Below are 23878 nucleotides of genomic sequence, written 5' to 3' on the forward strand. Positions count from 1 at the left end.
CTTGCTTGCTGAAGCGGGGCGGACGAAGCGGCAATTTACGACAACTTTGCGGGGTGGCCCAATATGGCGGGCCGCGCAGCGCGCATGTACAGCATTTGGGAAAGTCGCTCGTTCCATGGAGACCCGGACCTGGTGGTGGTCGGCGCGGGCATCACCGGGCTTTTTACGGCCTTGCATCATCGCCGGAAATACCCCAAGTGCAGGGTGCTGGTGCTGGAGCGCGGCCCCCACCCCGCCGGCGCCAGCGTGAAGAACGCGGGCTTCGCCTGCTTCGGCAGCCCCAGCGAGCTGCTGCACGATATCGAGACGGAAAGCGAGGTCGCAGCACTTCACCGGGTGGAAGAACGCTGGCGCGGACTGGTAGAGCTGCGTGAAACGCTCGGCGATGCGGCCATCGGCTTCGAGGCCGTCGGTGGATATGAGCTCTTCGGGAAGGATAGCCCCCTGTACACGCGCGTCGCCGAACGGTTCGATGCGCTCAATGCCGCACTGCACGGCATCTTCGGGAAGAACGTGTTCACCTGGGCAGACCAGCGCATCCCCGCATTGGGCCTCAACGCCGATCATTTGGTCTGGAATCCGTTGGAAGGCGCGGTGGACAGCGGGAAGCTGATGCGGGCACTGCTGGCAAAGGTGCAAGGCGAAGGCGTTGAGGTGAGGTTCAGTTCCTCCGTGGAAGGCTGGGAGGAGAAACCGGACGGCGTGGAACTCCACGTGGCCGACGTCGGCACCGTGAAGGCCGCACAAGCCGTGATCGCCACCAACGGCTACAGCCGGACATTGATCCCCGCGATCGACGTCCTGCCCGGCCGCGGCCAAGTGGTATTGACCTCCGTGATCCCCGGTCTGAAGCTGAAGGGCACCTTCCACATGGATGAAGGCTTCTACTACTTCCGCGAATACGAAGGACGCGTGCTGCTGGGCGGTGGACGCAACTTGGACAAGACCGGGGAGACCACCACGGAGGACGGCACCACGCTACAGATCCAGACCGCGCTGGAGGAACTGCTGCGGCAAACCATCCTGCCCGGGCGGGACTTCAGCATTGCGCAGCGCTGGAGCGGTGTGATGGGCTTCCGCTCGCAAGGTGGGCCTCCCGTGGTGGAGCACATCACACCGCATGTGGTGGTGGCAGCTGGCTTGGGTGGGATCGGTGTGGCCATCGGGATACAGGTGGCACGACAGGCTGCAGAGCTGGTGGGGTGAAGGGTTCAGATGATTAAATGCTGAAAGACGTCAGCCCTTGATCTTATTGCAAGGCACCCTTTTCTTTCTAATGGACCCGAATGGACGTGGATGGACGCGCTTATTCGCGTCCATCCACGTCCATTAAGCTGCCCTTGTCTTAAGCTGGCTGGCTACCTTGCGGCCATGCGTTTTCTTCTTCCCTTCCTGCCCATATTACTCTCTATTGGTCCACTGTCCGCACAGACCTGGGAGCCCGTTGGCAGCGGTGCCAGTTCCACCGTGTATGCCTTGGAACCATTCGGCGGGGAGCTATTTGCAGGTGGGGTGTTCACGGAGATCGGCGGAGTGAACACGGACTACTTGGCACGGTGGAACGGAACGGCATGGAGCAGCATCGGCAACCTTGCCGTTTACATGTCCGCGGACGGTCTCTATGCGAACGATACGGCGCTCTTCATCGGGGACGGTGGACGTGTGCGGTTCTGGAACGGTATCAACATGTTCAACCTTACCGGGGTCAATAGTTCGTCGTTCAACAGCCAAGCTTACAGTATGGCCCATTTTCAGGATACACTGTATGTAGGCGGCGTTTTCTCCTCTCCTTTTGCCCACATCGCCCGCTGGAACGGTTCGAGCTATGAGGGCCTCACCTCCGGTACCAGCGGGCGGGTCACGACGATGGCCCCCTTCGATGACCAGCTCTTCGTGGGCGGAGGCTTTTTCACAGCCGGGGATTCGGTGGTACACTATACCGCCCTGTGGAACGGCAGCGCATGGAACGGCATGGGTGCCGGGGTGAACGGCGACGTGTACATCCATTGCATTTTCCAGGACACCCTTTACATCGGCGGGGATTTCACCCAAGCGAACGGGCAGCCCGCCAGCCGCGTGGCCAAGTGGAACGGCAGCCAATGGGTAAATGTGGGCGGCACCTTGAACGACTACGTCACCGCCATGACCGTATATCGTGACCAATTGTACATCGGAGGGTCGTTCACCTCACCCAGCCGCATCGCCCGCCTTTCAGGGAACTCGTGGGTGCCAGTGGGAAGCGGGTGCAATAGCACGGTGAAGACCATGGAGGTCTTCCATGACAGCCTTTTCGTGGGTGGCCTCTTCACCATGGCCGGAGGCGATTCCGCAAAGCATATTGCCAAATGGCACCTGCCAGAGGCACCTGTGGCCGCCTTCACCGTGGGGAGCGGAACACTTTGCCCGAACGAATGCACCAGCTTCACGGACAATTCCCCGAACGGCGTTTCGTCCTGGGCTTGGAGCTTTCCCGGAGGCACGCCGGCCACCAGCACGGACAGTATGCCCATGGTCTGCTATGCAACGCCCGGCACCTATCCTGTCACGCTCACGGTGACCAATGTCGGCGGAAGCGATTCCACAACAGATAGCGCGGCCGTATTGGTGGACATCTGCTCGGGGATCGAACATTCAACCATTGTGGAAGATATCCTTGTGCGGCACGATCCCGTCCAGCGGTTTATCCACCTGAAACTGCCCGGAAAGGGTGGCATAGCAGTGATGGATGCGCAGGGCCGCGTGGTGCTTGCGATGCACAGCACAAGTGCGGAGCAAGTACTGGATATCGCCGACCTGCCCGCAGGCACCTACGTCGTGCGCTTTTCCGGTGAAGGTCGTGTGGCCTCCGCGAAGTTCGTGAAGGAATAGCTCCACTTCACTCCTCCTCCACCTCGATATCCTTCAGTGTAGCCAGCTTGATCTCCGGCTTGCCATTATGCTCGACGACCATGCCGTGGATGACCAACCTCTTCCCGGAAAAGCGTTCCGGCAATTCACTGATCTCCGCACCGGCCACGGTACCCCAGATCACCACAGTGAAGGTGTGGTCGGGGAATTTTGCTCCGAAGTTGAGGAAAACCGGACCTTCATGGTCCTTCCCACGCACGGTCACTTGGGCGGGCGTACCGCAGAAGTCCACCGTCTTTCCCACTTGCTGTGCCACTGTTTCCAAGGTGGAAGTACACCGGTCGTCTTGGGCAAATGCGGACAAGGCGGTGGCAAAACAGAGGGAGAGGATGATCGTGCGATGCATGAACATGAGGGTTGGTCGTTGCTATCAAAGGTAGTAGCGCGGAACATGGTGCTCATGGTCCGGTCCATTTAGCCCGTCCTTCACGACAAAGCCCCCGCTGGAGCGAGGGCTTTTTGGAGCCTCCTGTCAGAATTGAACTGACGACCTGCTCATTACGAATGAGCTGCTCTACCGCTGAGCTAAGGAGGCCTTTTTGATCCACTCATTCTGAATGAGCGGGCGGCAAATGTAAACCTCCTCCGCACACATCGGGAATGAGTGTTGGGAAAAGGGCGTAACGGTCATTGCAGCGGTTTGTGCGGTCCACCATATTGATCCGAAGGCATGTAGGCGGAACAGCGGATTATCTTGGCCGCATGCAGGACCATGAACTGAGGCCGGTGCAGGTGGACGATGCCACCATCGCCAAGATAACGGACTTGTTGCGGGCGGTCTTTCCGGGATCGGACCATTTCACGGAGGAGGTGCTGCGTTGGCAGTACAAGGACAACCCGGAGGGCACCGCGGTCGGTTTCAACGCTTGGTATGGCGAGGAACTGGCCGGCCATTATGTAACGATCCCTATGAAGGCCATGGTGGACGGGACCTTGGAAAAAGGCCTGCTTTCACTGAACACCGCCACGCATCCGAGCCACCAAGGCAAGGGGCTGTTCACCAAGCTGGCCAAGGCGACCTATGCACGCGCAGCTGAGGAGGGATACAGCTTCGTCACCGGCGTGGCCAACGCCAACAGCACCCACGGCTTCACGAAAAAACTCGGCTTCGAGCTCGTTTCACCGCTTCGGGCCATGATCGGGATAGGGGCGCTGCCGCTCGGGGAACGCACGCCGGACGTGCAATTCGCACACGCTTGGGACCCTGCTTCAGTCGCGTGGCGGCTTCAGCACCCGGCCTATCGTTACTCCTTGAAAAAGGAACGGGGCCACGGATTGATCCTTTCCCAACGAAGTCAGTACGGTGCCCGCTATGTGCTCGGCGTGCGTGACCTGCCGCTTCCCGATACATCGGTCCCCATGGAGGAGGGCACCGTACACCGGAAGATCTGGATCGGCCTGGACCCCGCGATGCGCTGGGGTGGTGCAGCATATCTGAACATCCCCTTGCGTTTCCGCCCCTCCCCGCTCAACTTGATCTTCAAGGACCTCACGGGACAGGGCCGTGTTTTGGATCCCGCCCGGGTGCGCTTCGATGCCATGGACTTCGATATCCTATGAGGCGCGACTGGTCCGATCGCGGTGCATCCTCGGAAGCCCAGCCGTGATCCCGCCCCTTTCCGCTGTTGTGTTTTTTTGAGAACCTGTCTATATTTAGCCCCGCATCCCTGCAAGGATCACGTTGCCCCATGGAACAGAACGATAAAAAGGAGCCGGACACTGACCGCTCATATACCGCCGATAACGGTGCCGCGCATCTCAACTTCGATCCGTTGAAGGATCTGAATCTTCCCTCCAGCTATGAGGAGGTGCTTTCCCGCTTTCGCCAATTACAGGGCGAACGCGCATGGGAGGCTTTGAACTAGGTGAACGCCGCTCAGCATCTTGGCCCCGGGTTCTCCGGGGCTTTTTCGTTCACCACATTTCACATAAGGGCTGTTGCCGGGATTTGGAGAAGTTCCGCGGCGGAGTAATTTCAGGCTTGCTAACGGCGGTGGCCGGTGCACTTGCCGGGAGCTTCACGTTCCTTCCTTAACAGGCAAACACCCTAGTGCCATGAAGACCTATGATGAGAAACACATCAAGAACGTCGTACTGCTGGGCTCCCACGGAAGCGGCAAGACGACGCTGGCCGAGACCATGCTCTTCGAAGCGGGCCTCACCACGCGCCGCGGCCGCATCGAGGACAAGAACACAGTGAGCGACTTTACCGAGCTGGAGCAGGAACGCGGATGCAGCGTCCACGCCACCTGCCTCCACACCGAGTGGCGGAACTACAAGATCAACCTCATCGACACGCCGGGGCTGGACGACCTCGCCGGAGAGGCCGTGCCCGCGATCCGCGTTGCCGATACCTGCGTGCTGCTGTTGAACGCGCGCAACGGCGTGGAGGTGGGCACGGACCTGATCTGGGAGCATATCACCTCCGCCTCGCGTCCGGTGATCATGGCCGTGAACCAGTTGGACCAGCCCTTGGCCGACTTCGAGGACACGGTGGCGCAGGCACGGGAACACTTCGGGAACGCCGTCACCCTGATACAATATCCCTTGGAGCAGGGCGAAGGTTTTCACCGCATCATCGACCTGTTGAAGATGACGATGTATGTCTTTCCCGATGACGGCGGCAAGCCCCGCAAGGAATACATCCCCGCACAGGAGCGCGATCGTGCTGAAGCCCTGCACAAAGTGCTGGTGGAAAAAGCGGCGGAGAACGACGAGGCCTTGATGGAACACTATTTCGAGCAGGGGGAACTGAGCGAGGACGAGATGCGCAAGGGGCTCAAGAAGGGTATGATGTCCCGAAACTGCATTCCGGTATTCTGCCTCAGTGCACTGCGCAACATGGGAAGTGGGCGGCTGATGGGCTTCATCGACAATGTGGCGCCCAGCGCGGAAGAGATGCCTGCGGCGATAACCGAGGACGGTGTGGAACTGCCCTGCTCGATCAGCGGCCCCACGGTGCTGTTCACCTTCAAAACGACCATCGAACCCCGGAGCGGTCGCATCACGCTGTTCAAAGTGATGAGCGGTGAGTTGAAGGAAGGTGATGAACTGACGAACGCCAACACCGATGCCAATGAGCGGTTGAACCAGTTGTTCATCCTGGAAGGCAAGGAACGGAAACCGGTGGACCGGCTGGTGGCCGGGGATATCGGCGGGGCCATGAAATTGAAGGACACCGGCACCGGGCAGACCCTGCATGCCAGAGGTTCCGAACATAGGCTCCCCGCCATCGGATTCCCCGAACCACGCCTGCATCGCACGGTAAAGGCCACCGACCCCAAACAGGAAGAACGGCTGCACACGGCCCTGTTGGAACTGCAACAAGAGGATCCGGCGTTCACACTGCGCTACGTGCGCGAGACGGCGGAGCAGGTCATCGGCACCTTGGGCGAACTGCATTTGGGCGTGATCCAGTGGAAGTTAGCCAAGCTGTACAAAGTGGACGTGGAGTTCGGAAGTCCGCGCGTGGCTTACCGGGAAACGATCCGGAAGCCGGCCGCGGCCATGCACCGGCACAAGAAGCAGACCGGCGGCAGCGGCCAGTTCGGCGAGGTGCATCTGCGCATTGAGCCTTGGCATGAAGGCATACCGGAACCCACGGGTGTGAGCATCCGCGGCAAGGAGGTGATCGATCTGCCCACCGGGGGAAAGCTGGTCTTCTATAACTGCATCGTGGGCGGGGTGATCGACAATCGCTTTATGCCCAGTATCCTCAAGGGTGTGATGGAGAAGATGGAGCAAGGCCCGCTCACCGGCTCACCCGCGCGGGACATCCGCGTTGTGGTGCATGATGGCAAGATGCACCCGGTGGACAGCAACGACATCAGCTTCCGCATCGCCGGTCTGATGGCCTTCAAGGAAGCCTTCACCCAGGCGGACCCACAGTTGATGGAACCGATACAGGAAGTGGAAGTGCGCGTGCCGGAGGAGCTCATGGGCGACGTGATGACGGACCTGCAAAGCCGGCGGAGCATCATCCTCGGGATCGAAGGCACGGGACAGATCCAGGTGATCAAGGCGCAAGTGCCGACGGCCGAACTGGACCGGTACAGTACACGCCTGCGGAGCCTCACACAAGGCCGGGGCAGCCATACCGAACACTTCCTTGAGTACAGGCCGATTTCCGCAGAGCTGCAGCACAAGCTGGTACACGGCCATCTGCGGGAGGAAACACCCGCTTGATCTTCAACGCTCCATCACCCCTTGCGTGCCGGGGGTGATGGACATGCCGTCGTTGGAGCGGTCCACATCGCCGAGCCTTCCGAAGGGGTCCAGTTCGATGCGTTGGATGCGCGCCAGCGGCACCGGGATGGTGAAGGAATACGTGGGGTCGGTCCATTGCCATGGAGGCAGTGTGTGCCATTCGTGCCCGTCGGGCTGTTCTTTGCGCGCGCCCAGCATTAACGAGAGCGGGATGTGGAACAGCTCCAATTCGCCCTGTGCTCCTTGCACGACCACGTCCACCGGCATCAGCATGAGGTCCTTCCGCTCCAAGGTCACCGTGGTGCTGTCCCCGTGCTGCATCACGCCCTTCACCGCATAGTCCAATTTGCGCGTGGTATTGATCCATTCATTGAAGTACCACGCTAATTGCAGGCCGCTCTCCTTCTCCATGACCCGCTGCACATCAATGGGCCGGGGATGTTTGAACCCGCAAGTCGCGTAGTAGCGGCGCAGCCCCCGTTGAAGCGTGCTGTCGCCGATCACCGCACCGAGCTGGTCCAGAAAGAATTCGCCCTTACTGTAGGTGTTGTCGCTGTATGCCCGGTTTGTGGCGAACTGGTCCGCCTCGAGGCTCATCGGCTCATGGTGCGGGGATGCCACAAGCCGCAGATAAGCGGCCATGGCATCAGAGTGGACGCGTCCTTTTGTGTTTCCGGGAAATAGTTCTTTCATCACTTTGCTGCCCGCGTACTCCGAAAAGCCTTCATCCATCCATGGGAAGCTCAGCTCGTCACTGGCCAGCACGCCGTAGTACCAATTGTGCAGCACCTCATGTACGCTGGTGCCAACAAGGCTGCCTAAGCGCCGCTCGCCGGTGATCAATGTGAACATGGGGTATTCCATCCCGCCATCACCACCTTGGGCAAAGGTGAAGGTGGGCCACGGGTACTTGCCGAAATTCCGGTCCATGTATTCCACCGTGCGCACCATGTAGCCGGGCAACTGGCCCCAGACTTCTTCAAACTTTGGGGAGTCTTTGTAGATGAAGCGCAGCAACGGCCCACCAGGCACTTGGGCGGTAACGTTCTTATAGTCCGGGTCAGCGGACCAAGCAAAGTCATGGACCTTCGGAGCCTTGAAGTGCCACGTGAGCTTGCCGTCGGAACGCTTTTGGTTTTTTGTCCGCTGCGCGTAGCCGTGGCCGATCTCCTTCGCATTGGCAAGCACCCCGGTTGCCGCAACGGTGAACGTGCTGTCCAAGGTGATCTTCACGTCGTAGTCCCCCCATTCACCATAGAACTCGCGGCTCACATAGGGGTCGGCATGCCAGCCGCGGTCATCGTATGCCGCCACTTTCGGGAACCATTGCGCCATGCTATAAGCGACCCCTTCGGCATTGTCGCGGCCACTGCGGCGGATCTGGACCGGCACCTGCCCATGAAAATCGATGCGCAATGTGGTGTGCTTCCCCGGGAGCAGTGGTCGGGCAAGCGTGACGCGGAGCACCGTTCCCAGCGGTTCCAACCGTACCGCTCTCCCGTCTTGTGTAATGAGGGTGCAGGTCAGGTCGCCTACCTCCTCCTGCGAAAGAGCAGCGATGCGGTCACCGACCCTGGCGTCCGGATCGACGATGGTGCGCGCCCGGACATCCATTTCACTGCCCGGCTTAAATGCATTGAGATACAGGTGGAAGAATAGCTCCCGGAGCGTATCCGGGCTGTTATTCTGGTATCGGAGGACTTCCGTACCCGTGAAACGGTGCGACTTCACGTCCAAGTCCACGATCAGGTCGCAAGTGATGTGTTGCTGCCATCGGTCACATTGGGCGCTTACGGAAAGCGCGACGAAAAGCGCCGCAGCGATGGAATAATACCGCATGGCCCAAAGATGGCCTGTTCCGGATCACGGTCAGGCCACGGCTTGTTAAGAGAGCCAACGGCAAACACCTCCAAGACCGGATATTCAGTAACCGGTCGGCCTGTGGATAAGCCCTTGGAAACCTGTTTGGAACCTGTGGAGAAGCCGAGGAAAACCTGTTTGGAACCCGTGCGTAGCCTGTTCACCCATGGTGAACAACTTGTTGATCAGGACAGAAGGCTCTGCCGTAGGGCGAACTCCAACTGACGATTGGATTCGATCAACTTCTCCGTGAAGGCGGCCCGCTCATGCTCAGCTTTGTAGTCGGCCCAAGCGGACATCACTGCGGTGCGAACCTCCTTGGCCTCCCACGGTTTCTGAATGTAGTGGCACACACCGGCCTGGTTCAGCGCGTCCACCAGTGCCTGCAGGTCGGCATGGGCGGTTATCAACATCCGCCTCACCTGTGGGAACCGTTCCTTGATCTGGCGTAACGCCTCACAGCCCACCACACCGGGCATGCGTTGGTCGCAGATCACCACATGGACCTCGTGCTGCTGTAATATGGGCCAGACCTCAGGCAGGTCGCCCGCCACCAATACGTTGAAAGTGTTGCGGAACGCCGCCTTGAAGGTTTGCCTGTTCGCCCCCTCATCGTCGATATAGAGCACGGTGGGGAGCAAGGCTTGGGAACGGTGGATCTGATGCATGCTGTTGGGGGTTGATCGTCAGCCTCCATACGTTGCTTGTCGAAAAAAAGTTATCAACGATCCAATCTTTTTTTGTTGATAAGGTCCGCCATGCTACATTCGACCCCTATTCATCGTCATTCACAGCCAGTTATTGCTCTATGGACAACACGTTGGAAACCTTACTGGCCGCCGGTACCGTTCCCGGCACGGATGAATACCGTCCCACGTTCTATCGGCTTCCTGCCGACGAGGCGGCCTTGAAGAACCTCATCAAAAGCAGGCCCGGCATCCGGGTATCGGACCATATTCAGGCACAGGTACGCGAACTGGTAAAGTCGCTCGATCCGAGCGCGAAGTTCACCGATGATTCACTTGAAAAAGCCGTAATCAAGCACCTATCAGGCAGAAAGTTGAGAGACTATGGCTCGTGGGTTTTCTATCCATGGAGCGACCGCTTGGTACACGTGCTTGATGAGGAGGAGTTCTCCGTGGTGCGCACGGATCGGAACCGGAACAAGATCACCCGCGAAGAGCAGGCCGTGCTCGCCACGAAGAAGATCGGCGTCATCGGCTTGTCCGTGGGGCAATCCGTGAGCGTGACCATGGCCTTGGAACGCTGCTTCGGCGAGATCCGGCTGGCGGACTTCGACACCTTGGACCTCAGTAACTTGAACCGCATCCGGTCGGGGACGCACTCCTTGGGGCTGAACAAAGCCATTGTGACCGCCCGCGAGATCGCCGAACTGGACCCTTACCTGAAAGTGATCTGCTTCACGGACGGCTTGACCAGGGAGAACATGGACGCCTTTTTCACCGAAGGTGGGAAATTGGACATCCTGGTGGAGGAGTGCGACAGTGTGGACATCAAGATCCTGGCCCGGCAAAAAGCCAAGTCACTGGGCATTCCGGTGGTGATGGACATGAGCGACCGCGGCTGCTTGGACGTGGAACGTTTCGACCTGGAGCCCGAACGGCCCCTGATGCATGGTTGGATCGTCCATCTCGACCTGGAAGCGGCCACCCTCCCCATGACAGCGGAGGAAAAAGTACCCTACATGCTGCCCATTTCGGGCGTGGACACACTAAGCCCCAGGATGAAAGCCTCGGTGATCGAACTGGGCCATACCGTGAACACCTGGCCGCAGCTGGCCACCTCGGTGGTGTTGGGCGGTGCCTTGGCCGGGGATACCGTCCGGCGCATCGCGCTCGACCAGTTCCACGCCTCGGGCCGTTGGTTCGTCGATCTAGAGGAAATAGTGGCCGATCCCCCGTCCCCTGCGCTTCTTGCCCCACCAGCTCCACCGGTGTTCGAACTGCGGGAGGCCGATATCGAGGCCTTGGAAGAACACCTTGGCCCGGCCTCTTCCGATGCGATTGAACTTGATCAGGACATGGTCGAGCAGCTCATAGTGGCCGGGGGCTTGGCCCCGAGCGCCGGCAACATGCAGCCTTGGAAATTCACGTGGAGCCAAAAGCGCTTGCTGCTTTTCCATGACAAGAGCCGCTCATACTCCCAATTAGATCCGGACCATCAGATCGCGGATATTTCATTGGGAGCTTGTATCGAGAACATCGTTTTAAAGGCCCATGCACTGAGGCTCGAAGTGCGGACTACCCTTTCCGAGGACAAGAACACCCCATCGCTTACGGCCGTGTTCGACTTCTTTGGTTCTCCCGCCAAGGGCACGGAACCCCATGTGGTGGATGAACTGGCCCCCATGATCGAAAAGCGCTGTACCAATCGCAAATTCGCCATGCCGCAGCCCTTGCCGAAAGGAGCCTTTGAACGCATGGCCAAAGCGGTCCTGACAATGCCCGGCTGCACTGCCGACCTGCTTGACAGCCGTGAGTCGCTTTCCAGATTGGCCGACCTGTGCGGTGCGGCCGAACGGATCCGTGCGGTCAATCCCTCCGGCCATCGGGAGTTCTTTGAGCATGAAGTGCGCTGGACGGAGGAAGAGGTCAGGCGCACCAAGGACGGTCTGGATCTGGCCACGATGGAGCTTCGTCCGGTGGATCTGGCGGGAATGCAAGTGGCCTCCGACCCGCGCGCGATCGCGCTGATCGATCAATGGCGGGGAGGTAAGGGGTTCGAGGGGATCTCAGCACCGGCGATCCGCATGTCATCCGCAGCGGCATTGATAAGTGTCACGGACAATACCAAACAGGGGCGCTTGAACGGAGGTCGTGCGATGGAGCGGCTCTGGATGAGGGCCAATGCGGAAGGACTCTCCGTCCATCCGGTCGCGGCACCTATCTTCCTTACGCAGATGTTACCGTTCAACCTAAAAGCATTTAGGGCCCATGAACGTGCCGAGCTGGAGCAGATCCGAGAATACTTCAACACGCTGTGGAGCCTTGCCGGTCGGCATCCGTTGTTCTTGGTGCGATTGACCCCCGGTAGCGAACCCAGCGCACGCTCCTTGCGCCTTGATCTGCGAGACTTGTTGGTCCCAACCCCGATTATTGCGTCGTAGTTCCGTAGTTCAAACCAAATCAGATGGAACAAATAACACTCATCAGTTTCCGTGCTCCGAAAGAACCTGCACTTTGCGAAGAATTCAAGGTGGAACATGCGAAGGTCTTAGAAGACTTCGGCATATTGAATGTAACAAAATGCAGTGGTGAATGGCATTTGGACAATGATTGCCATGTTATTGTCGCAATGCACCCTTTACTCGGAATGGTCGGAGGCATTCGCTTGCAATTGGACCATGCTGGCTCCAAATTACCAATGGAATTAGCCGTGGGTGGACAAGATCCACGCGTGGGTGAATTTTTAAGCGGTATCCGTGAATTAGGAAATGGAGAAGTATGCGGCCTCTGGAATGCAAGTCGCTATGCCAACATGGGGGTCCCAGTGCTCTTAAGCCAAGCTGTCACCGCGATTTCAGTACAAGCTGGAATGAAGCGTATGGTGTGCTTGGTGGCTCCATACACAAAGCGGCACCCGAGCAATAATGGTTTCGTTATGGTGGAAGAGGTCGGCGACAATGGCGCTTTCGCTTATCCACGACCAGACTTCAAGGGAATAGTCATGGTGAACCCAGATACCCATTTACTCAGTTATGCGCATCCATTGCAGAGAGCAGTTCTAATGAGCCTTCGGCTCCGCCCGGTTCAGACACGGATCGAACAACCGGGACGCGCACCGCTGGAGGTGCGCTACTTACTTCAGGGGAATTCCGACCAAAGTCAGGCTGCGGCATATCAGTATATCCAAGAGGAGCACCGCAGGTACTTCGGTCGGGTCGCGTAACGTAACCCCAAGGCAGCCTTACCGTAGTACGGTGCCATGGAACGAAGCGGTCGGCAACACCGGCTAATAGCCTTCTGTATTCTATCGGTGGCAACCTTCTTGTTTGGCAGCATTTCATGCCAGGCATCGGAAGCACCCCCGCTTGATGGGTATATGTTCAATGGTGAGGACTGCTCTCCCTATTTGGGTCGACAACTCTCCATCCTGGAGGACAAAGGAGGAGAATTGACCATTACAGAAGTCTTCCATTCCGAATTATTCCAATATCAATCCTCTGACATTCCTGATCTTGGACTTGGTCGATCAGCCTTTTGGGTTAGGCTTAATCTGTATAATTTATCCGCCTCAAGCAGGATATTTCTTCACATCGCCCACAGTGAGATCGATGAGCTGGATATCTATAAATTAACGAACGATGATCAGGTAAGCCGAATTGCTCATGCCGGCCTTTCTCGTCAAGTGGACAAGACATCCCAGCCCTCATCTGAATTTGCATTTCCAGTTGAGGTTCCACAATTCACCAAGGGGACCTTTTACATCAGGCTTCGCAGCACGAAGCAATTACGGCTACCGATTACGGCGGAATCTTCCCAAGGTTTCTATTCCCAGCAATTAAACCGGAACTTGTTCATTGGTGGATATCTCGGCATCATGCTTGTCATGGCGCTGTACAACTTCTTCATTTTCTTCTCGACCCGTGATAAAGCCTATGCGTTCTACGTGGCCTACATCATTCTGGTCACCTTGACCCAAATGGCCTTCATTGGAATGCTCGCATTCACGACATTCAAGAACATGCCTTGGCTGTCGTCCCATTCAGCACTATATCTGACAGCCTTCACGGCTATCGCCGCAGGAGAGTTCATGGTGCGATTCATCCATATGAAAGCGCTTTACCCTGTTTCGATGCGGGCGATGCGTCTATTCTATCTGGTACTATTGTTTGGGCTGGTCATTGATATGGATGCCAAGTCAGTCATTGCCTACCGAATTATTCAAGTTGGGGCTGGGAGCTTCGCTCTCTTCCAACTTGTTATTCTCATCCGTGTTGCAGCTCAAGGATCACGGCCTGCGCGTTACTTTCTGATAGCTTGGGTCTCCTTCTTATTGGGAATTATCTCATTCATCTTGAAGGACTTGGGCTTCTTGCCTTTCAACGACCTTACACGCTTTGCCATGACCATCGGCTCCGCGGTCGAAGTCGTGCTGCTCTCCTTCGGTCTGGCCGACAAGATCAATGTGTTCCGGGAAGAGAAGGAACTGTCTCAGGCGAAAGCTATCGCCATGGCCAAGGAGAATGAGCTCTTCGTCCTGAACCAGAACGTAGACTTGGAACGGAAGGTGACCGAACGGACACATGCCCTACAGGAGACCAATGATCATTTGAAGCGCACCCAGACACAGCTGGTGAGCGCCGAGAAGATGGCGTCATTAGGCCAGCTGACCGCCGGCATCGCCCACGAGATCAACAATCCGTTGAATTTCATCAGCAGCAACCTCCCCCCGCTCAAACGCGATCTCCTGGAGCTTAAAGAGGTCTTGGACGCTTATCGCAGCGTCACCAAGGACGTTATCGGGCTTGAGGATGTGCGTGCCCTGGAGGAGCGCATTGGCGTGGATTTCACGGTTAACGAGGTGCATGAGATCCTCAAGTGCATTGAGACCGGTGCCACCCGCACGTCGGACATCGTACGCGGCCTGCGCACATTCAGCCGGTTGGACGAGGACGACCTGAAGACGGCGGACATCAATGAGGGGCTGCGCAGCACAGTGGTGGTGCTGGGCCCCCAGTTCCGTGATGTGGTGCACATTGAATATGAACTTGGGGATATCCCGCAAGTTGAATGCTATCCGGGCAAGTTGAACCAGGTGTTCATGAACCTCTTGAACAATGCGGCCCATGCGGTGAAACAGCGGCATGGCGATTCCGGCGGGGAGATCCGGATCGCCACGTCCGTCAGCGGCGAAATGGTCACGATCACGATCGCTGACAACGGCATGGGAATGGACGAGACTGTTCAAAGCCGGATGTTCGAGCCGTTCTTCACGACCAAGGATGTTGGTGAAGGCACCGGACTCGGGCTGTCCATCGTTCAAGGGATCATCGAGAAACACAACGGTCATATCGTACTGGAGAGTGCCGTGGGGCAAGGCAGTACGTTCACCCTGACACTACCGGTCCACCAGACCGTGGAATTCGCAAAAAGTGCTTGAGCATGGACATGGAACGCATCAAAGTCCTTTATGTGGACGACGAGGAGGGCAACCTGATGGCCTTCCAAGCGAGCTTTCGCCGGGATTTCGACATCCACGTGGCGCTAAGCGGTTCGGAGGCCTTGGCCTGGTTGGAGCAGAATACCGTGCACGTGGTGATCAGCGACCAGCGGATGCCGGGCATGACCGGTTCCGAATTCCTTGCCATAGTTAAGACACGCTGGCCCCGCTGCGTCCGTTTGTTGCTCACGGGGTTCTCGGATATCCAGGCCGTTGTCGATGCGATCAATCTGGGCGGCATACATGCCTACATCACCAAGCCTTGGGACCCCACGGACCTCAAGCTCCGGATCGAGCAAGCCCACGAAGTGCATGCCTTGCGCGAGGAGCGGGAACGGCTCTTTGACCGGTACCGGCAAGTGTTCGATGCCTCGGGCGACCCGATCGTGATCGTGGACGGTAAAGGCTGCTTCCGGGAAATGAACGCGGCCGCCGAACAGTTAATGAAGGTGGACCGGGCCACCATGCTCAACTCCGGCTTGGGCAAATTCGTGACGGATCTTCCAGAAATGGTCCGCCGAATGCGGCACAATCGGCACGGCCGCACCTATAGAAATGTGGATGTGACCCTGCAAACGCCGGGCGGCCATACCATTGACTGCTTAGTGACCGCCACGCATGTGGGACGGACACCGGAGGGCGTCAGCATGTACCAGGCGATGATCAAGGACATCACCGACCGGAAACAACAGGAAGCTTACTTGAAAAAGCTGAACAGCGACCTGGACAAACGAGTGGCCGTGCGCACCAAACAACTGCTTGAGGCCTTGGACGATCTGGGCGCATTCTCGTATTCGGTGGCCCATGACCTTCGTTCCCCATTGAAGAACATCAAAGTACTCAGCGACCATTTAAGCGGCTTGGCCGCCGTGCGCGGAGATGAGGAAGAGCGCGACCTCAGCCATCGGATCCACAAAGGGGCATCACGCTTGATCAACCTGGTGGACGACTTGTTGCGCTTTGCCCGCACGGACTCCCAAAAGGTGGAATGCAGGGACGCCGATGTCAATGAGATCATGCATGAGTGCCTTAGTGACCTGACCTTGCCGCAGGAACATGTGGAATTCGTACTTCCGGAACCGGGCACAGCCATCATCCATGCGGATCCCGCGATGGTGAAGGTGGCGTTGAACAACCTGCTTGCCAATGCGGTCAAATTCACCCGGAATACGGCGCAGGCCCGGATCGAGGTAGGTCATTCAACGAAGGATGGCGATGATATCCTTTGGGTGAAGGACAACGGCGTCGGCTTTGAGAGCCAGAAGAAGGACCAACTGTTCGGTGTCTTCAAGCGGCTTCACACCACCGCCCAGTTCGAAGGCACCGGGATCGGACTGGCCCTTGTGGACCGCATAATGAAGAAGCACGGCGGCTCCTGCTCCGCTGAAGGTGCCCCAAATGAAGGCGCGACCATCTTTCTGCGTTTTCCCGGTCAGCGGCAGGCCGACGAAATGCAATACCGTCAAGCCGGTTGAGCGTAACCAAGCGGCCCCGACCTCCGTTTACACCCCGTATCGAGAGATCATCATTGAGAGCAACATGAAAAACACAGCATTCACCCTGATCGCCCTTTTCGCAACTCCGACCTTCTGCCATGCCCAAAAACTGGTGGAATCCCGGGACCAGGCCTCCGGTTGGTATGTGCCGGTCAAACTACAGGTGACCGCTGAAGGCACCAAGGCCAAGAACCTCGCCGTGCAGGTTTATCAAGACAACGAACTGCTGCAGGAGATCCACTCCAAAAAAGGCAAGTTCACCCTCAATCTGGATCTTGACAACACCTACACCTTCGTGCTCAACCAAGAGGGTTATCGACCAAAATCAGTCTTCATCGACACCCATGTTCCGGTCAAACAGGTGCAGTATTCGGAGTATGCTTGCTACATGAACTTGGAAGCGGCTGATAAATTCACCCACTCCGATCCCTTCTACATGGATTTCCCCGGTGCGATCGTCCGGTGGAACGATGAGTCGCACGGATTCATGCCCAGCATGGGTTACCTCACGGACATCCAGTCCAAGATCGGTATGCTTGAAGCTCAGATGATCCCACACTGACCACATCCACCCGCCTGCCAAGTAACCAACGCACCTTGGCAGGGGCTGCGATAAGCGCCCGCCGCAAGGCCGGGCGTTTTTGCATTGGGCTCAGTGCTGGTCGTAGTCCACCACCACGCGCTCGGTGAGCGGGTGGCTCTGGCACGTGAGCACATAGCCGTCCTCCACCTCCTCGTCGGTGAGCGCGTAATTCATGTCCATGGCCACCTTGCCTTCCACAATGCGGGCCTTACAGGTGCAGCAAACCGCGCCCTTGCACGCGTAAGGCACGTCCAATCCGGCAGCCTCCGCGGTATCCAGGATGCTATCGCCCTTCGCCCCCACTTCGATCTCCGTTTCATTGCCGTCCAGGATGATCTTCACCCTGGCCTTCCCCTTCAATGGCACCTCGCCTCCTGATGAGGCGGGAGTTTCAGGCTTCTTCGGCTCGCTCGTCACCGGTGTGGTGAACAGTTCCACATGGATGTGCTTCTTTTCCACGCCGGAACGCTCCAAGGCCTCGCTAACGTTCACCATCATCTGCTCGGGTCCGCAGATGAAAAACTCCTTGTGCAGCGGGTCGTTCACAAAAGCCTTCAGCAGGTTCACGGCTTTTTCATTGGTGATGCGGCCGTTGAAAAGCGCCTCCACATCATTCCCGCGGCTCAGGATGTGGAATACGTTGAGGCGGTCCGGGTAGTGGACTTTCAATTCGTCCAGCTTCTTCCGGAAGATGATGCGGTCCACATCGGAATTGCCGAAGAACAGGGTGAACTTGCTCTTATGCTCAGTACGGAGCACAGTGGTGAGGATACTGAGGATGGGCGTGATACCGCTGCCGGCCGCGAAGGCGATGTAATGGTGCTCTTGTGCGGGGTCCAGCGCGGTGTGGAAGTTGCCCATGGGCGACATCACCTCCAACTTGGAGCCGGGCTTGAGCTGTTCCACCAGCTGTGTGGAGGCCCTGCCTCCGTCCACTTTTTTCACCGCGATGCGGATCTCACCCGGGTCCAGCGGGCTGCTGCAGATGCTGTATGACCGACGCAGTTCAGTGCCGTTGACAATGAGCTTCAGGGTGAGGTATTGGCCATGGATAAAGGAAAAGTCGGCCTTCAGCTCAGGCGGGACGCGAAAGCCGATGGAAATACTGTCCGCGGTCTCGTGATGGATGTCGGCTACTTCAAGGGTATGGAAACGGGCCATTCTGACTGGGGTATCTGGCATTGCGGACAAGGCGCCCCGGAGCATGTGGACCGGGCGGGCGGCAAAAGTAGCCGCCTATCACCGCATCGCGATGCGTGTGGCATATATCGAACCCATCGCCCATCGCTCCTTACCTTAGCGACCAGCAATCACGAAGGATGATGGAAGAGAAACAGGCCGAGGAGGACTTTCAACGGAAAGTGGATGCCGAGCAGAAGATCGAACCGAAGGATTGGATGCCGGCGGACTACCGAAAGAACCTGATCCGGCAGATCAGCCAGCACGGGCACAGCGAGATCGTGGGCATGCTGCCGGAAGGCAACTGGATCACCCGGGCACCCAGCCTGCGCCGCAAGACCGTGCTGTTGGCCAAGGTGCAGGACGAGGGTGGCCACGGCCTTTACCTCTATGGTGCTGCCGAGACCTTGGGGATCGGCCGGGATGAGATGGTGGATCAACTGCTCACCGGCAAGGCCAAGTACAGCAGCATCTTCAACTATCCGACCATCACATGGGCGGACATGGGCGCGGTGGGCTGGCTGGTGGACGGTGCCGCGATCATGAACCAGGTGATGTTGTGCCGCACCAGTTACGGCCCTTACGCCCGCGCCATGGTGCGCATCTGCAAGGAAGAGAGCTTCCACCAGCGGCAGGGGTATGAGATCATGACCGTGTTGAGCAATGGCACGCCGGAGCAAAAGGCCATGGCACAGGACAGCCTGGACCGCTGGTGGTGGCCCAGCCTGATGATGTTCGGCCCCAGCGACGCAGAAAGCCCGCACAGCGCCCAGAGCATGAAGTGGAAGATCAAGCGGCAGAGCAACGACGAACTGCGCCAGACCTTCATCGACAGGACCGTGCAGCAAGCCGAAGTGCTTGGATTGAAGATCCCCGACCCCAAGCTGAAATGGAATGAGGAAACGCAGCACTACGACTGGGGCGAGATCGACTGGACGGAGTTCTTCGACGTGATCAAAGGCAATGGACCGTGCAACAAGGAGCGGATGGCAGCACGCCGGAAAGCCCATGCGGACGGGGCTTGGGTGCGCGAGGCGGCGTTGGCGTATGCAGAGAAGAAAGCAAAGCGGAAGGCCGCATAGTTGTCAGTTGTTCAGCCTGCCCCGGGCGTGGACCCGGGGTTGTCAGTGGTCAGGCGTTGCTGCGCCGAGCCCCATTCAACTATCACTAAACACCAATCACCGGTATATGAGCAACGAAAAAGACTTTCCCCTCTGGGAGATCTTCATCCAGAGCAAACGCGGCCTGGACCATAAACATGTGGGCAGCCTGCACGCCGCCGATGCACAAATGGCCATTGAGAACGCGCGGGACGTGTATACCCGCCGAAACGAGGGCAACAGCATCTGGGCGGTGCTGGCGGAGAACATCCATTCCAGCAAGCCGGAGGACCAAGGCGCCTTCTTCGATCCTGCGGACGACAAGGTGTACCGCCATCCCACCTTCTATGTAATGCCCAAGGAGGCGAAGTATATCTGACCATGACGCAACAAGAAGCCTTGTTCCGCTATGCGGTGCGCATGGGCGACAACAGCTTAGTGCTCGGCCACCGCCTCAGCGAATGGTGCGGTCACGGTCCCCAGTTGGAAGAGGACATCGCGCAGGCGAACATCGCGCTGGACCTCATCGGTCAGGCCCGGAACTACCTCACCTATGCAGGCGAAGTGGAAGGCAAGGGCCGCAGCGAGGACGACCTCGCCTACCTGCGCACCGACCGCGAATACCTCAACGTGCTGCTGACCGAATTGCCCAAAGGCGATTACGCACAGACCATCGCACGCAGCTTCCTGTTCGATGCCTTTCACCTGCCGTTGCAGCAAGCGCTCACCACCAGCACCGACGAGCGTTTAAAAGGTATCGCGGAAAAAGCCGTGAAGGAAGTGACCTACCACCTGCGGCACAGCAGTGAATGGCTGATCCGCTTCGGAGACGGCACCGAGGAGAGCCACAGCCGTGTACAAACGGCGCTGGACGACCTCTGGCGCTTCACCGGTGAGCTTTTCATTCCTGATGAGGCGGAAGAGCTATTGGCCAAGGCCGGTATTGCCCCGAAGCTGGACGACATCAAGAATGAATGGAGCACCACGGTGGACAGCGTGTTGAAAGAAGCCACCTTGGAACGACCCGCGGACGGCTGGATGGCTACTGGCGGCAAGAAGGGCGTGCATTCTGAGCACATCGGACCCATGCTGGCGGAGATGCAGACACTTCAACGCACCTACCCCGGCGTGCAGTGGTAAACGGAGAAAGATGAGGACCGAGGCAGAGATCCGGGACCTGTTGGAGCAGGTGAAGGATCCCGAGATCCCCGTGATCAGCATCCGGGAGCTGGGTGTGCTTCGCGATGTGAAAGTGGACGGTGATCGGGTGGAGGTGACCATTACACCCACCTACAGCGGATGCCCTGCCATGGACGTGATGAAGGAGGATGTGGAAAAGGCGCTTCGCGAAGCCGGGATCGAGCGGTTCAACGTGAAGCAAGTGCTCACCCCGGCATGGAGCACGGACTGGATCAGCGAAAGCGGCCGGAAACATCTGCTGGATTACGGCATTGCCCCCCCGCCGCACACCTCGGACATCCGTGCCTTGAAAGGCGGTGTTCCGGTGACCGCCTGCCCCCAATGTGGCAGCACGGACACGGCGTTAGTGAGCCAATTCGGGTCCACAGCCTGCAAGGCGCTATATAAATGCAATGCGTGCAAAGAGCCCTTCGATCTGTTCAAGTGCCTTTGAGCATTTAACCGCAGAGGGCGCGGTGAACGCGGAGGGAATGCCGACCGCAACGGGGAAACGGGGAGAACCATCCGCGTCCATCAGTGTTATCCGCTATTTTCCTCGGAGGTCGGCATTTCTCTTCTTCGTGCTCTTTGCGTCCTTTGCGGTAAAATCAGACTGCACCTCCGCAGTACATTCGCCGCGCATGGACATTTCCGTCGTCATCCCCTTGTTGAACGAGCGTGAATCACTGCCGGAACTGGTGGCGAAGCTGCATGAGGCCATTGGCGGAATGGGCAAGAGCTATGAGGTCCTACTGATCGACGATGGCAGCCGCGACGGTTCTTGGGAGGAGATCCAGCGACTCCATGCGGCGGACGGCCGGGTGAAGGGCATCAAGCTGGGCCGCAACTACGGGAAAAGTCCGGCACTGAACGAAGGCTTCCTTGCCGCACAAGGCAACGTGGTGATCACCATGGACGCTGACCTGCAGGACGACCCGGCGGAGATCCCCGAGCTGTACCGCATGATCACCGAGGACGGATTCGACCTGGTGAGCGGTTGGAAGAAAAAGCGCCACGACCCGCTGAGCAAGACCATCCCGACCAAGTTCTTCAATGCCACCATGCGCTGGGCCAGTGGTGTACAGCTGCACGATTTCAACTGCGGCCTGAAAGCATACAGCAGCAAGGTGGTGAAGGCCATTGAGGTCTATGGCGAGATGCACCGCTATATCCCCTTTATCGCGAAGAAGGAAGGCTTCCACAAGATCGGTGAAAAGGAGGTGCTTCACCACCCGCGGAAATACGGGGTGAGCAAATTCGGGCTGGACCGCTTCATCAATGGCTACCTCAGTCTGCTGACGATCACCTTCGTCTTTCGCTTTGGCAAGAAGCCGATGCACTTTTTCGGGGCGATGGGCACACTGATGTTCTTCCTCGGCTTTCTGGCCACACTGTGGTTGTTGGGAAGCAAGTTGTACAGCGTGTTCCAGCACGTACGGGCACCGCTTGTAACGGACCAACCCGTGTTCTACATCGCGCTCACGAGCATGATCATCGGGGCGCAGCTTTTCCTCGCAGGCTTTGTGGCGGAATTAGTGGCGCGCAACTCGGCGGAGCGGAATAACTACCGGGTGAGCGAACGGCTGGGGCTTTGAGTTTGGGCCGCAGAGGCGCGGAGGCGAAGAGAAAGGTGAACCGCCACGGCCGCAATGATCTCAGGACCGCGGGGGCGCTGAGGAATGCAAACCGCAGATGACGCAGATGGGCGCAGATAAAAGCCGATCCTCCATGGAGTTCTCTGCGCCTCTGCGCCTCCGCGGCATATTTCTGATCTTCGCTTCTCTCCTCTGCATCTCCCTGCTGAAGTACTTCTGGCTTGCAGGCCATGCACACCCCGTGGCGGATGACTTCTGCTATGCGGCCAAGTCGCGCGGGGCTTCGCTGTGGGCCTGGAGCTATTCCGAATGGATGTACTGGAATGGCCGTTATGCCAGCAATTTGTTGATGATCCATGGGCCGCTCAGTTGGTCCTCCGACTTCCTGCCCGGTTATCGGGCGGTGCCGGTCCTGTTGATCGCGCTCACGTTCTTGAGCATTTGGTTCATCCTTCGCCGCGTCACTCGGCATGCGCTTTCAACCGGCCGGGAACTGTTGGGGACGCTCGTTTTTTTGGCGCTCTACCTCAACCTGATGCCCGACCTTGGTGAGGGCTTTTTCTGGTACACCGGCGCGGTGACATACCAACTGGGAAGCATCCTGATGCTCTTGCACCTTGGCTTGCTTGCCGGTTGTTCCCGGAAAGGATGGCAGGGTGCGTTGAACCTGTTGGTGAACATCATGCTCACGGTGGCGATCGTTGGCATGGACGAGATCCACATGCTGCTGATGGTATGCCTGCATGCCGTTCGTTTCATTTGGCTGCTTCGGAGGCGTTCCGGCATTGGGGCGGGCCTAGTGCTATTGGCCGCGGTGGCGGGTGGCGCGGTGCTGATGTACTTCGCCCCGGGCAATGCCGTGCGCGGGGGCATGTTCGCGGACACGCACCTGTTATGGCGATCGCTCGGTATGAGCGCGTTGCAGGCGGTCAGGTTCATCGGCACATGGGTGCTCTCCCCTGCCCTACTGGCGTTCAGTGTGCTCTACATCCCGGTGCATCGCTACCTTTTGGAACATGTGCCAGCCATGAAAAACGTGCGGCGCCTATCCCGGTGGATCATTGCATTGTTGCCTTTTTCCCTCGTGATGGCCAGCACCTTCCCCGCCTATTGGGGCACCGGGCTGCTCGGCCAGCACCGGACGGTCAACGTGGCGTGCCTTTTTTTCATACCACTGTGGTTCCTGAACCTTTCGATCTGGCTTGAGCGCAGGCCGCTCCGAAAGCTGGCCGGCATGCACCTCCCGTCGAGGGCGATCGGCTTCGCCATGGTGCTCGCCCTGCTGGGACTGAACCTTACAGGGAACGGATACGCGGCCAATTCGGACCTGTTCAGCGGGCGCGCCGATAACTATGACCGCATGCTGAGCCAGCGCGAAACCGCCGTTAAAAAAGCAGCGACCGACCCGGAAGCCCGCATCACCTTCACTCGTTTGGCAGCCCCTCCGCTGACCTTACCGAACTATGAAGAGCACGGCCCGTTGCGCAGTTGGATGGTGGATTGTGAAGCACGGTACTTCGGTGCACAGGAACGGCAGGTGAGGATGGATGCGGAAAGGTGAAATATGAAACCTGAAAACAGGAAACCGTG

At 58.2% G+C, this 23878-nt stretch carries 20 protein-coding genes and 1 tRNA gene; 16 read left to right on the plus strand and 5 right to left on the minus strand.

What is annotated here, in order from left to right; translation table 11 throughout:
• Positions 1-63 precede the first annotated feature (63 nt).
• Together IPP95_02590 and IPP95_02595 are read left to right on the plus strand one after the other, a co-directional pair.
• Entirely contained in the window at positions 64-1206 is a 1143-nt protein-coding gene (locus IPP95_02590) for an FAD-binding oxidoreductase (GenBank protein QQS73135.1), read from the plus strand.
• Between the two features lie 90 nt (positions 1207-1296).
• Entirely contained in the window at positions 1297-2868 is a 1572-nt protein-coding gene (locus IPP95_02595; GenBank protein ID QQS73136.1) for a T9SS type A sorting domain-containing protein, read from the plus strand.
• Positions 2869-2875: 7 nt separating this feature from the next.
• Here IPP95_02595 and IPP95_02600 read toward each other — a convergent pair whose 3' ends face one another.
• Positions 2876-3253, minus strand: coding sequence for a hypothetical protein (locus IPP95_02600; GenBank protein ID QQS73137.1), 378 nt, complete (start codon positions 3251-3253; stop codon positions 2876-2878).
• 114 nt (positions 3254-3367) lie between these two features.
• Positions 3368-3442: transfer RNA gene (locus tag IPP95_02605), tRNA-Thr, on the minus strand.
• A gap of 167 nt (positions 3443-3609) precedes the next feature.
• On the opposite strand from IPP95_02605, the gene IPP95_02610 reads away from it, so the two are divergent.
• The 3 genes from IPP95_02610 (at position 3610) to IPP95_02620 (ending at position 7092) form a co-directional block, all read left to right on the plus strand.
• Positions 3610-4467: a GNAT family N-acetyltransferase gene (locus tag IPP95_02610; GenBank protein ID QQS73138.1), complete on the plus strand. Its 858-nt coding sequence runs from the start codon at positions 3610-3612 to the stop codon at positions 4465-4467.
• A 128-nt stretch (positions 4468-4595) separates the two neighbouring features.
• Complete coding sequence (locus IPP95_02615) at positions 4596-4772, plus strand: hypothetical protein (GenBank protein QQS73139.1); 177 nt, start codon at positions 4596-4598, stop codon at positions 4770-4772.
• 190 nt (positions 4773-4962) lie between these two features.
• Positions 4963-7092, plus strand: coding sequence for an elongation factor G (locus tag IPP95_02620; GenBank protein QQS73140.1), 2130 nt, complete (start codon positions 4963-4965; stop codon positions 7090-7092).
• A 3-nt stretch (positions 7093-7095) separates the two neighbouring features.
• Here the strand turns inward: IPP95_02620 and IPP95_02625 are convergent, their stop codons facing one another.
• Positions 7096-8952 (minus strand): M1 family metallopeptidase, encoded by a 1857-nt coding sequence (locus IPP95_02625; protein ID QQS73141.1) that lies wholly within the window; start codon positions 8950-8952, stop codon positions 7096-7098.
• Positions 8953-9158: 206 nt separating this feature from the next.
• Complete coding sequence (locus IPP95_02630; GenBank protein QQS73142.1) at positions 9159-9641, minus strand: response regulator; 483 nt, start codon at positions 9639-9641, stop codon at positions 9159-9161.
• A 140-nt stretch (positions 9642-9781) separates the two neighbouring features.
• On the opposite strand from IPP95_02630, the gene IPP95_02635 reads away from it, so the two are divergent.
• From IPP95_02635 to IPP95_02655, 5 genes are all read left to right on the plus strand, one after another.
• Positions 9782-12100 carry an Rv1355c family protein gene (locus tag IPP95_02635; protein QQS73143.1) on the plus strand — a complete coding sequence of 773 codons (2319 nt, stop codon included), beginning with the start codon at positions 9782-9784 and terminating at the stop codon, positions 12098-12100.
• 23 nt (positions 12101-12123) lie between these two features.
• Positions 12124-12882, plus strand: a complete 759-nt coding sequence (locus IPP95_02640) for a hypothetical protein (protein QQS73144.1) — start codon at positions 12124-12126, stop codon at positions 12880-12882.
• A gap of 87 nt (positions 12883-12969) precedes the next feature.
• Positions 12970-15096: a sensor histidine kinase gene (locus tag IPP95_02645; protein ID QQS73145.1), complete on the plus strand. Its 2127-nt coding sequence runs from the start codon at positions 12970-12972 to the stop codon at positions 15094-15096.
• 8 nt (positions 15097-15104) lie between these two features.
• Positions 15105-16631 (plus strand): response regulator, encoded by a 1527-nt coding sequence (locus tag IPP95_02650; protein QQS73146.1) that lies wholly within the window; start codon positions 15105-15107, stop codon positions 16629-16631.
• A gap of 64 nt (positions 16632-16695) precedes the next feature.
• The gene (locus IPP95_02655; protein ID QQS73147.1) at positions 16696-17214 is read left to right on the plus strand and encodes a hypothetical protein; all 519 of its coding nucleotides are present in this window, start codon (positions 16696-16698) and stop codon (positions 17212-17214) included.
• Positions 17215-17304: 90 nt separating this feature from the next.
• Here the strand turns inward: IPP95_02655 and paaK are convergent, their stop codons facing one another.
• A complete protein-coding gene (gene paaK / locus IPP95_02660; protein QQS73148.1) occupies positions 17305-18396 on the minus strand; it encodes a phenylacetate-CoA oxygenase/reductase subunit PaaK in 1092 nt (363 codons plus the stop codon).
• 158 nt (positions 18397-18554) lie between these two features.
• Here paaK and paaA point away from each other — a divergent pair, with 158 nt between their 5' ends.
• The 6 genes from paaA to IPP95_02690 all read left to right on the plus strand — a co-directional run bounded on the left by paaA (position 18555) and on the right by IPP95_02690 (position 23849).
• Entirely contained in the window at positions 18555-19496 is a 942-nt protein-coding gene (paaA, locus tag IPP95_02665; protein QQS73149.1) for a 1,2-phenylacetyl-CoA epoxidase subunit A, read from the plus strand.
• A 106-nt stretch (positions 19497-19602) separates the two neighbouring features.
• A complete protein-coding gene (gene paaB / locus IPP95_02670; GenBank protein QQS73150.1) occupies positions 19603-19893 on the plus strand; it encodes a 1,2-phenylacetyl-CoA epoxidase subunit B in 291 nt (96 codons plus the stop codon).
• A 2-nt stretch (positions 19894-19895) separates the two neighbouring features.
• The gene (gene paaC / locus IPP95_02675) at positions 19896-20654 is read left to right on the plus strand and encodes a phenylacetate-CoA oxygenase subunit PaaC (protein ID QQS73151.1); all 759 of its coding nucleotides are present in this window, start codon (positions 19896-19898) and stop codon (positions 20652-20654) included.
• A 10-nt stretch (positions 20655-20664) separates the two neighbouring features.
• A complete protein-coding gene (gene paaJ / locus IPP95_02680) occupies positions 20665-21147 on the plus strand; it encodes a phenylacetate-CoA oxygenase subunit PaaJ (GenBank protein QQS73152.1) in 483 nt (160 codons plus the stop codon).
• 187 nt (positions 21148-21334) lie between these two features.
• Positions 21335-22288, plus strand: a complete 954-nt coding sequence (locus IPP95_02685) for a glycosyltransferase family 2 protein (GenBank protein QQS73153.1) — start codon at positions 21335-21337, stop codon at positions 22286-22288.
• 106 nt (positions 22289-22394) lie between these two features.
• Entirely contained in the window at positions 22395-23849 is a 1455-nt protein-coding gene (locus IPP95_02690; protein ID QQS73154.1) for a hypothetical protein, read from the plus strand.
• Positions 23850-23878: the final 29 nt, after the last annotated feature.

The organism is Flavobacteriales bacterium (assembly GCA_016700415.1).
GTDB lineage: Bacteria > Bacteroidota > Bacteroidia > Flavobacteriales_F > PHOS-HE28 > PHOS-HE28.

What these genes read in the sequence shown, in the direction of transcription:
- paaA (QQS73149.1), top strand. Translation starts at nt 18,555, where the DNA reads ATGATGGAAGAGAAACAGGCCGAGGAGGACTTTCAACGGAAAGTGGAT.
- IPP95_02635 (QQS73143.1), top strand. Translation starts at nt 9,782, where the DNA reads ATGGACAACACGTTGGAAACCTTACTGGCCGCCGGTACCGTTCCCGGC.
- IPP95_02630 (QQS73142.1), bottom strand. Translation starts at nt 9,641, where the DNA reads ATGCATCAGATCCACCGTTCCCAAGCCTTGCTCCCCACCGTGCTCTAT.
- paaK (QQS73148.1), bottom strand. Translation starts at nt 18,396, where the DNA reads ATGGCCCGTTTCCATACCCTTGAAGTAGCCGACATCCATCACGAGACC.
- paaC (QQS73151.1), top strand. Translation starts at nt 19,896, where the DNA reads ATGACGCAACAAGAAGCCTTGTTCCGCTATGCGGTGCGCATGGGCGAC.
- IPP95_02625 (QQS73141.1), bottom strand. Translation starts at nt 8,952, where the DNA reads ATGCGGTATTATTCCATCGCTGCGGCGCTTTTCGTCGCGCTTTCCGTA.
- IPP95_02690 (QQS73154.1), top strand. Translation starts at nt 22,395, where the DNA reads ATGGGCGCAGATAAAAGCCGATCCTCCATGGAGTTCTCTGCGCCTCTG.
- IPP95_02650 (QQS73146.1), top strand. Translation starts at nt 15,105, where the DNA reads ATGGAACGCATCAAAGTCCTTTATGTGGACGACGAGGAGGGCAACCTG.
- IPP95_02685 (QQS73153.1), top strand. Translation starts at nt 21,335, where the DNA reads ATGGACATTTCCGTCGTCATCCCCTTGTTGAACGAGCGTGAATCACTG.
- IPP95_02610 (QQS73138.1), top strand. Translation starts at nt 3,610, where the DNA reads ATGCAGGACCATGAACTGAGGCCGGTGCAGGTGGACGATGCCACCATC.
- IPP95_02620 (QQS73140.1), top strand. Translation starts at nt 4,963, where the DNA reads ATGAAGACCTATGATGAGAAACACATCAAGAACGTCGTACTGCTGGGC.
- IPP95_02595 (QQS73136.1), top strand. Translation starts at nt 1,297, where the DNA reads ATGGACGCGCTTATTCGCGTCCATCCACGTCCATTAAGCTGCCCTTGT.
- IPP95_02640 (QQS73144.1), top strand. Translation starts at nt 12,124, where the DNA reads ATGGAACAAATAACACTCATCAGTTTCCGTGCTCCGAAAGAACCTGCA.
- paaB (QQS73150.1), top strand. Translation starts at nt 19,603, where the DNA reads ATGAGCAACGAAAAAGACTTTCCCCTCTGGGAGATCTTCATCCAGAGC.
- IPP95_02655 (QQS73147.1), top strand. Translation starts at nt 16,696, where the DNA reads ATGAAAAACACAGCATTCACCCTGATCGCCCTTTTCGCAACTCCGACC.
- IPP95_02590 (QQS73135.1), top strand. Translation starts at nt 64, where the DNA reads ATGGCGGGCCGCGCAGCGCGCATGTACAGCATTTGGGAAAGTCGCTCG.
- paaJ (QQS73152.1), top strand. Translation starts at nt 20,665, where the DNA reads ATGAGGACCGAGGCAGAGATCCGGGACCTGTTGGAGCAGGTGAAGGAT.
- IPP95_02600 (QQS73137.1), bottom strand. Translation starts at nt 3,253, where the DNA reads ATGCATCGCACGATCATCCTCTCCCTCTGTTTTGCCACCGCCTTGTCC.
- IPP95_02615 (QQS73139.1), top strand. Translation starts at nt 4,596, where the DNA reads ATGGAACAGAACGATAAAAAGGAGCCGGACACTGACCGCTCATATACC.